10 protein-coding genes and 2 pseudogenes are annotated in these 7,287 nt (G+C 58.9%); 6 read left to right on the top strand and 6 right to left on the bottom strand.

The annotated features are described in order from the left end of the window. The coding region (locus tag AC0ZT5_RS34705) for a sugar phosphate isomerase/epimerase family protein (RefSeq protein ID WP_488500106.1) at positions 1–616 on the bottom strand (616 nt) is incomplete at its 3' end. A 92-nt stretch (positions 617–708) separates the two neighbouring features. Here AC0ZT5_RS34705 and AC0ZT5_RS34700 point away from each other — a divergent pair. Together AC0ZT5_RS34700 and AC0ZT5_RS34695 are read left to right on the top strand one after the other, a co-directional pair. Further along, positions 709–813, top strand: a pseudogene (locus tag AC0ZT5_RS34700) (transcriptional regulator); the annotation flags it as partial. 10 nt (positions 814–823) lie between these two features. After that, positions 824–1,516: a hypothetical protein gene (locus AC0ZT5_RS34695; RefSeq protein WP_488500105.1), complete on the top strand. Its 693-nt coding sequence runs from the start codon at positions 824–826 to the stop codon at positions 1,514–1,516. 73 nt (positions 1,517–1,589) lie between these two features. Here AC0ZT5_RS34695 and AC0ZT5_RS34690 read toward each other — a convergent pair whose 3' ends face one another. From AC0ZT5_RS34690 to AC0ZT5_RS34670, 5 genes are all read right to left on the bottom strand, one after another. Further along, positions 1,590–1,754: a hypothetical protein gene (locus tag AC0ZT5_RS34690; RefSeq protein ID WP_488500104.1), complete on the bottom strand. Its 165-nt coding sequence runs from the start codon at positions 1,752–1,754 to the stop codon at positions 1,590–1,592. A 407-nt stretch (positions 1,755–2,161) separates the two neighbouring features. Continuing rightward, on the bottom strand, positions 2,162–2,500 hold the full coding sequence (locus tag AC0ZT5_RS34685) for a hypothetical protein (protein ID WP_488500103.1): 339 nt from the start codon (positions 2,498–2,500) through the stop codon (positions 2,162–2,164). Positions 2,501–2,624: 124 nt separating this feature from the next. Next, on the bottom strand, positions 2,625–2,987 hold the full coding sequence (locus AC0ZT5_RS34680) for a hypothetical protein (protein ID WP_488500102.1): 363 nt from the start codon (positions 2,985–2,987) through the stop codon (positions 2,625–2,627). 69 nt (positions 2,988–3,056) lie between these two features. Next, on the bottom strand, positions 3,057–3,278 hold the full coding sequence (locus tag AC0ZT5_RS34675) for a DUF768 domain-containing protein (RefSeq protein WP_488500101.1): 222 nt from the start codon (positions 3,276–3,278) through the stop codon (positions 3,057–3,059). A 261-nt stretch (positions 3,279–3,539) separates the two neighbouring features. Beyond that, positions 3,540–3,710 carry a hypothetical protein gene (locus tag AC0ZT5_RS34670; RefSeq protein WP_488500100.1) on the bottom strand — a complete coding sequence of 57 codons (171 nt, stop codon included), beginning with the start codon at positions 3,708–3,710 and terminating at the stop codon, positions 3,540–3,542. Between the two features lie 251 nt (positions 3,711–3,961). On the opposite strand from AC0ZT5_RS34670, the gene AC0ZT5_RS34665 reads away from it, so the two are divergent. The 4 genes and pseudogenes from AC0ZT5_RS34665 to AC0ZT5_RS34650 all read left to right on the top strand — a co-directional run. Continuing rightward, positions 3,962–4,150, top strand: coding sequence for a hypothetical protein (locus AC0ZT5_RS34665; protein ID WP_488500099.1), 189 nt, complete (start codon positions 3,962–3,964; stop codon positions 4,148–4,150). A 652-nt stretch (positions 4,151–4,802) separates the two neighbouring features. Continuing rightward, positions 4,803–5,777: a formylglycine-generating enzyme family protein gene (locus tag AC0ZT5_RS34660; protein WP_488500098.1), complete on the top strand. Its 975-nt coding sequence runs from the start codon at positions 4,803–4,805 to the stop codon at positions 5,775–5,777. 18 nt (positions 5,778–5,795) lie between these two features. Next, positions 5,796–6,794 carry an HAD family hydrolase gene (locus tag AC0ZT5_RS34655; protein ID WP_488500107.1) on the top strand — a complete coding sequence of 333 codons (999 nt, stop codon included), beginning with the start codon at positions 5,796–5,798 and terminating at the stop codon, positions 6,792–6,794. A gap of 59 nt (positions 6,795–6,853) precedes the next feature. Next, a pseudogene (locus AC0ZT5_RS34650) lies at positions 6,854–7,287 on the top strand (hypothetical protein); the annotation flags it as partial.

The following is a 7,287-nucleotide window of genomic DNA, read 5'->3' as shown; positions in this document are numbered from 1 at the left end:
CGGCATAGAGCGAGTGCGCGAAATCCATCGTCACTCCAAGGTTTGGAGCGCCAGCATCGGCTATAGCCAGCAAGGTGGTAGCGGCATCGCGCAGCAGGCTGTGGGCACGCGGCTCATCGGGCTTGTATTCGATGCTGATCCGGCATTCGGGATCGTGTTCCGCGACTTCGCGAATGCCTGCAACCTCCCAGTCCCAGGCCTGCTTGTAGTCAAGCTGGAAATTGTAATCGAACCCGTCCTGGCCGAGCCAGACAGTCATGAGATGAACACCCATTTCGCGCGCTGCATCGATGCCGCGCTTTGTGAGGTCGATCGCCTCTCGCCTTACAGATTCCTCAGGATTTGTGAAGGCACCTCTCTTGAAACCCGGGTTCGTGTAATAGCGCATGGCCAGACCGTTGATATTGAGACCGAGGTCTCCAATGCGCTGCGCCAGTGCTTTGGGTTCGCCGCTGACATGGTCGGGATAATTCAGGTCCAGATCCGTCAACCCCTTGGCGGTGACAGCTCTTTCGACCATCTGCATCATGCTCGGCTTGGCCGTAAGGTCGGGCCAGAATAGCTGCGGAGCAGACCCGAAGGAGTTCAAACGAGTGGCAAAACGCGGAGAAGTCATTTCAGTCGCCTTGTGTTGATAACATCACAAAAAACATAAAAGTTGTGATGTTGTCAAGTGACGAGACGATTCTTTTTGGCGATCAGCCTCCGCTGATGCCCCGCACGGTCGAAGCCATCCGCCGTGCACTCGAATCGGCCGGCGTCGAGTTCATCCCCGAGAATGGCGGCGGCGCTGGAATGAGGTTGAGGAAGTAGCTGACGATCTATGGATTCTATGAAGCACGCAGTCAGCAATGCGATCGACAGGGCGATACGCAAGCGCGTGCGCTTTACAGTTTATGGGCCACATGGCCGGTATTCCTGGGTGTGGTCAGCTTGGGCGCAGCCGACAGGAATAGAGCCGGTGCAAAAGGTGAGCCTCCATGCCGACCACAAATTCCGGCTGGCCTTCGTCAAAGATGATGTCGAATACCTTCGCGCACGCAACAGCCGGGGGTTTATTGATGAGCGCGCGACTGTGGTATGGGAAAAACCCATTTTGTCAGAAACAGGCGCCACCGAGGTTGTGTCACTCACCATCCCCGCAAAGCATCTTGCCCTCGGTAAGCAAGTAGGAAGACCGGGAAAGGGCCTGTTTGCTTTTGGCATTACGGACATCGAAAACGCCGCACAAATCCATTTCTTCATGTCCAAGGAGCCGGCGGCGACCCTCGAGCCGAAATTGAGCGCGGTGGGGACGCCAACATTTTTCTTCACTTTGGACAATGGCGAGAACGTTAGCATGGTTGTGCGAGAGGTGCCTTTCATTCCGCCCACTATGACATCGCCGCACGGCGCTCCGCGGATGGATTTTCCAGCAGATATGCAGAATGGACTAACCACGCGTTGCTGCACTCGCACCCTCCCGATGGGGGCGCGCTTCACATTTGGGAGGTCGGGGGCGTTTCGCTGGACATGAACAGGCGTCACATTGCCATCGGGCCGTGATGGCCGCGCTCGCGGTCGTGGTGCTCGTGCTGCCCGGCGAGGCCCTAGCGCCGTTTCACCTTCGGCGTGAGCTCCTCGATCCGCACCTTGTCGCCGATCTCCTTCGCTAGGGCGAACGCCTTTTCCTTGTCTTTCGTCGTCAGCACCGTACGCCAGTGCGGCTTCTCGAACACGCTGACGACGTAGGTGGTGACGGGCTTGTCGTTCATCTCGTCCCCCCAAGCCGTAGAGTAACGGCCGGTGCAGCTGGGGCTCTTTGGGGCTCTACGGACCACACCGGCCACTGCGGGTTTGGATTGGACGTCCCCTCCCGTTCTGCCTAAACTATAGGCATATTAGCGGTAGCTCAACTAAACTAAAGTCCCCTAACCCTCCCTCTCGAACGTCGGCTTCCAGTCGCGGAATCACGCAAGAGCAAGCCCACGACGATGTGAATTGCGGTTCTTACGCAGTCTGCTTACCTGCCGCGCATGAGCAAGGTAAAAATCGCGCTCCTGGTGGTGCTGATCGCGCTGATCGTGCTGATCGTCATCGGCGTCTATCTGTTCATGCAGGCGGACGCGCCCGATTGGTCATCGCGGCTTTGATTGCCGCTACCCAGGCCGCGGTCGCGTTTTTAGCCCGCTGCCCGACGGCCGGCCTCTTCAAAGGCACGAACCACGTACCCACACTCACTGCACTTGAGGAAGTCCTGGTCATCTCTCCACTGGTCAGCCATGGGTTCCTGCCTCGCTCGCCATATCCAGCAGCGCGGGCATTGAGGCGTATCGCCCATAACGGGTTGATATGTATCTAAGCGCGCACCCGCAGCGACCTTGTTGTCCAGATCGGATTCCAATTTCGCCTTGGCTTCATCGTGCAGGTCCAGCCTATGCCTTAGGTCGCCGGCCTTCTTGTTTTCGTCGAAAGCCAGCCGTTCGGCGTCGTGCCGGAGCGATTCCTTGAAGCGCATCATTACCAAGCTCCGACACGCAAGAAGTCACTGTGAGACATGGTCGACTAAGCGAGAACGGCGTATGATTCGTCAGCCGCCAAGCCCCCAGCCCCCGCCCTGGGCCAAGCCCCCGCTGGTGATAAGTCTATATTGCATCAGCAAAATCAGGCAATTGAGACTGAAGTCCTTGGTTTGCCGGCCCTAAAGACCCACGTCGTAATGAGCTAACCGATAGTCGGTTTCCAGTCGCGGTTGCGTCTCGCGTTGGTGCCTTCGTAATCGGGGATGACCGTGAAAAACACCGGCCTGCGGTCGCGCCGGCGGCCTTGCAATCCGAGCAGCCAAACAGCTCGACCAGGTCCCAATGCATCGAACCGTGATCAGGCCCGAGCTTGTCTATCAGCGCCTGGATGTCGAGCTTTGTCATTTTGCAGCACGCCGGGTGCTCGCAATTGACGTACATGGTTTCACGGGCGGCCAGGGTGTCGGCGAGGGTCTTTTGGGGCATGGCGATCTCCGTTGAAGGGCTCGCCGCAACAGAGGATTATATTCCTTTTACGGATCTCGCTGGCAAGGGCTATTCGGGCAAGCCTGGCTCAAAATGCACGATTGCGTCCAAGATCGTGTTGTACACGCTAACGGTCTCTTCCTCGATCTCGGTGCTGCTGATGCCGACCGCCTTGGCGTCTGCAAATAGCTTCTGGGTCAATTCAGACACTGAGATGATGTCGGCGCCGACCGTCTCGATGACGTTGTTGGAAATCCATTTGTGCAGGAAGTTGACGCCGCGTGTGCTCATCTCGCCATAAGCTGGCGAGTGGCATTAGGTTCCCCTAACCTTTATGAACCCGCCGCTCCATTCACGGCAGCGGCGGGCCATCCCTAGGGATCACAGGGACTCGCCGGGGAAATGTTGGCTGCCCCTGCTGACCAAACAACAATTAGAATGGTCTGATGTTCCGTTGCGCCATCGCGGAACGCACCCGGCATAGCCGCGCTTGCTCATTCTTCCCGGAAATCCTGCAGCGAGGCATGACGAAGGTCTTCCTCGCCGCGAATCTTATTTTCGGGCCGCCAGAATGCGGGCTTCCCGCACCAGGGATGCCCAATTGAGCCCAAGAATTGCGATAAGCTCGCGGGCCTGATCTTCGGTGATATTCGCCTCATCCGCCAAGCGCCGAACGAGAAGTTCGACCGGGCTGCTGGGCGCTTCGTCCTTTTCGTCAGCCATAGGACAACTCCCTAAAGGCCTAACGCAACTTACAGTTAGCGGTTCCGAAAGCATGCACGGGATTTGCCGCGTCGGAGAGCGCACTGGCAGGCAGGCAACTGCCCACGCGCCTTTCGTTAAAATCGTACAGCACAATCCCGTTGTGCCTTTGTAGGATGCGCTTATGAATCGGAGGCGTCGCCGACCGGGTTAAAAGGGCGTCGGTGCTTGAGAGTTCTATGCGCTCCCGCCCTTGATGGGAGGTTGGCATCATGGACCGGCCAGGTCATCCGATATCGGCTTTTGACTGCGACATCCTGCGCAGGACCTTCGTAAAAACCGTCATCGAGGCGAACATTCCCGAAGACCGATGGCGGACGGAGGCCGCACTTTTGATCCGCGACTTTACGGGCAACAGCGTAATTGATCCTGAGTTGCTGGAATGGATCGTGCGGAAGTAGCCGCGCGCGGGGAATGGATAAGGTCCTGCGGCTCTAGTGCCTCGGGGGCAATAGTTTGGCCTCACGCACCAGCGATGACCCGTTGAGCCCCAGGAGGGAGATAAGCTCGATAGCCTGTGCTTCGGTAATGCCAGTTTCGGTCATGAGGCGTTGCACTACGGTAAAGCTTTGAACCGCGCTCGGCGGCGTTGCTACGGTTTGAATCATTTGTGGGATGTCCCTTCAACTGACCCAACGGCAGCCGACACGGAATGGTTCCGCTAGGGACCGGGCGCATTTTGAAAAAGCCCGCCGCCAAGGGGAGAGCAGCGGGCCTTTTGTTGACACAGGACTGGCCGGTCGAAATATGGGCTTGGGTGATCCGGCCGATGCAATAAACGAAGGCTCCGAAAATTTGTTCCGCCGGTCATCGCATATATGGCACACCTACAGAGCATCGCCGACTATCCGCCACGCCAGGGAGCGGACACGCTCAGCATGAAGAAAGCAGTCGACGAGGCGATGGCGAAGGCGATGAGTAAGGGCAGCGACTAAGCGCCCTTCTTTCAAGCGTGGGCGAGCCGATGCAGTTCGCCCGCCGTGCCCGGAATGCCCTGCTCTGCTGATACCGATCCTCCCAAGCGTGTGGAGAAACGAAGAAGGCTAGAATTTCATGAACGAGATTTCAGCGATTCAGTTCGCTCGCGAGGGTATGGTCTGGATCCCCGGCGGCGAGTTCACGATGGGATCCAACAACCACTATCCTGAGGAGGCACCAGCGCACCGCGCCAAGGTGGCAGGCTTCTGGATGGACAGGTTCACGGTAACCAACCGCGATTTCGAGCGTTTTGTCGCCGAGACAAACTACGAAACGCTCGCAGAACGCCCGGCAAACCCCGAAGACTATCCCGGCGCATTACCCGAAATGCTGCTGCCCTCGTCGATGATGTTCAGGAAGCCCTCCGGCCCGGTTGACCTTGGCAACCACTACAACTGGTGGGTCTATGTTGCAGGAGCCAACTGGCGCCACCCGCGCGGGCCAGCAAGCAACATAAGAAAGATTGGAGATCACCCGGTCGTTCACGTGGCCCTCGAAGATGCCGAGGCCTACGCCGCCTGGGCGGGCAAGGAACTGCCGACCGAGGCCGAATGGGAGTTAGCCGCGCGCGGCGGTCTTGACGAGGCCGAGTATGCGTGGGGCGGCGAGTTGACGCCGGCCGGCCAGCACATGGCCAACATCTGGCAAGGCGAATTTCCCTACCATAACACGGTCGATGACGGCTTCGAATACACCGCGCCCGTCGGCTCGTTTCCGGCCAACGGCTACGGCCTGCACGACATGGCAGGCAACGTGTGGCAGTGGACAAGTGACTGGTACCAGGACCACGGCCGGATCGACAGCCCGTGCTGCACCGCGGTCGACCCGCGCGGCGGCGGCCGAGAGGCGAGCTTCGACCCGCGCCAGCCCGACGTGAGAATTCCGCGCAAGGTCACCAAGGGCGGCTCGCATCTATGCGCAGTGAATTACTGCCGGCGCTACCGGCCGGCGGCGCGCATGGGGCAGCCGATCGACACCTCGATATCGCATCTCGGCTTCCGCTGCGTCGTGCGCGCAAGCAGCAGGCCATTCACCGACCCTACTAAGTAGGGATAAGGGACAATGACGATGCGCCCTTCGCTCAGACTGATTTCGGGATTTGCCGCAGCGACAGCAGTGATCGCGATGACAGCCGTTCAGGCTTGCGCCGACTCGCTGCCTTCTTGGAACGACAGCGCGTCGAAGACCGCCATCGTCGATTTCGTCACGGCGGTCACGACAACAGGAGATCAGCGCTTCGTGGCGGTCGAAGATCGCATCGCGGTCTTCGACAACGACGGCACGCTGTGGTCCGAGCAACCGATGTATTTCCAGCTGGCCTTTGTGCTCGACCGGGTCAAGGCGATGGCGCCGGACCATCCCGAGTGGAAGGTCACGGAGCCTTTCAAATCGATTCTGGAAGGAAACATGGAAGGTCTGGCAACGTTAGGCCAGAAGGGCCTGCTCGATATGGTCATGGCAACACATGCCGGCATGACGACCGACGCGTTTGCATCGATCGTCTCGGACTGGTTCGCCTCTGCCAGGAACCCGCGTTTCCAACGGCCATACAACGAGGTCGTGTTCCAACCGATGGTCGAACTGCTCGACTATCTCCGGGCCAATGGTTTTCGCACTTATATCGTCTCGGGCGGCGGCATCGAGTTCATGCGCCCGATGACCGAGAAGATGTACGGCATACCGCCTGAGCAGGTCATCGGCAGCAGCATCGAGACGAAGTATCAGCTTGATGACGACACGCCCGTCCTGAAACGCGAGCCGAAGATCGATTTCATCGATGACGGTCCCGGCAAGCCGGTCGGCATCAACAAATTCATTGGTCATCGCCCAATCTTCGTCGCCGGCAACTCGGATGGCGACTACGAAATGCTGCGCTGGGTCACCTCAGGCGAGGGGGCCCATCTGGGCATCATTGTGCACCACACCGACGCGGCGCGCGAATGGGCCTATGATCGCGAATCGCATTTCGGAAAGCTTGACAAGGCGCTGTCGGAGGCATCGCAGCGCAAATGGGTTGTCGTTGACATGAAGGCGGACTGGCGCAAGGTCTACCCCTTCGAGCAATAGCGTAGCGACGTCGGGTGTCGGGCTCGGTGCCGATGCGCGCGACAAGGAGGAGGAATAAGTTGAAGTCCGGTATCTGCTCCACAATTCTTCTCAGTGTTCTCTTTGCCTTTCCCGCAAAAGCTGCCGATGTTGTCTCGCCAGTGACGCCGGATCCCCGGCCGATCATCACCGCAAACGGCTGGACGTTCTCCGTTGCGCCGTATTTCTGGGCGGCCGGGATGTCGGGGGACGTGGCGCAGTTTGGTCTGCCCACTGTTGAGGTCGACTCGAGTTTCAGCGACATCCTGAAGAATCTCGACTTCGCGGCCATGGCCGTCGCCGAGGCTCGCTACGACCGCTACAGCATTTTCGGCGACCTCATGTACGTAAAACTGTCGGGAGAAAGCGGCACACCAAGAGGCGTCGTCGCCAACAGTGTCGAGGTCTCGTCGCAGACATTTTCAGGGCTGGTCGGAGCGGGCTATTCGATCCTCCAGAGTGACGCCGGACGTCT

The organism is Mesorhizobium sp. CNPSo 4670 (assembly GCF_057784235.1).
This window is presented reverse-complemented; position numbering and strand designations above follow the sequence as displayed.

Coding starts and splice junctions, on each gene's coding strand:
- AC0ZT5_RS34695 (WP_488500105.1), top strand. CDS start 824: ATGGATTCTATGAAGCACGCAGTCAGCAATGCGATCGACAGGGCGATA.
- AC0ZT5_RS34690 (WP_488500104.1), bottom strand. CDS start 1,754: ATGAACGACAAGCCCGTCACCACCTACGTCGTCAGCGTGTTCGAGAAG.
- AC0ZT5_RS34685 (WP_488500103.1), bottom strand. CDS start 2,500: ATGATGCGCTTCAAGGAATCGCTCCGGCACGACGCCGAACGGCTGGCT.
- AC0ZT5_RS34680 (WP_488500102.1), bottom strand. CDS start 2,987: ATGCCCCAAAAGACCCTCGCCGACACCCTGGCCGCCCGTGAAACCATG.
- AC0ZT5_RS34675 (WP_488500101.1), bottom strand. CDS start 3,278: ATGAGCACACGCGGCGTCAACTTCCTGCACAAATGGATTTCCAACAAC.
- AC0ZT5_RS34670 (WP_488500100.1), bottom strand. CDS start 3,710: ATGGCTGACGAAAAGGACGAAGCGCCCAGCAGCCCGGTCGAACTTCTC.
- AC0ZT5_RS34665 (WP_488500099.1), top strand. CDS start 3,962: ATGGACCGGCCAGGTCATCCGATATCGGCTTTTGACTGCGACATCCTG.
- AC0ZT5_RS34660 (WP_488500098.1), top strand. CDS start 4,803: ATGAACGAGATTTCAGCGATTCAGTTCGCTCGCGAGGGTATGGTCTGG.
- AC0ZT5_RS34655 (WP_488500107.1), top strand. CDS start 5,796: ATGCGCCCTTCGCTCAGACTGATTTCGGGATTTGCCGCAGCGACAGCA.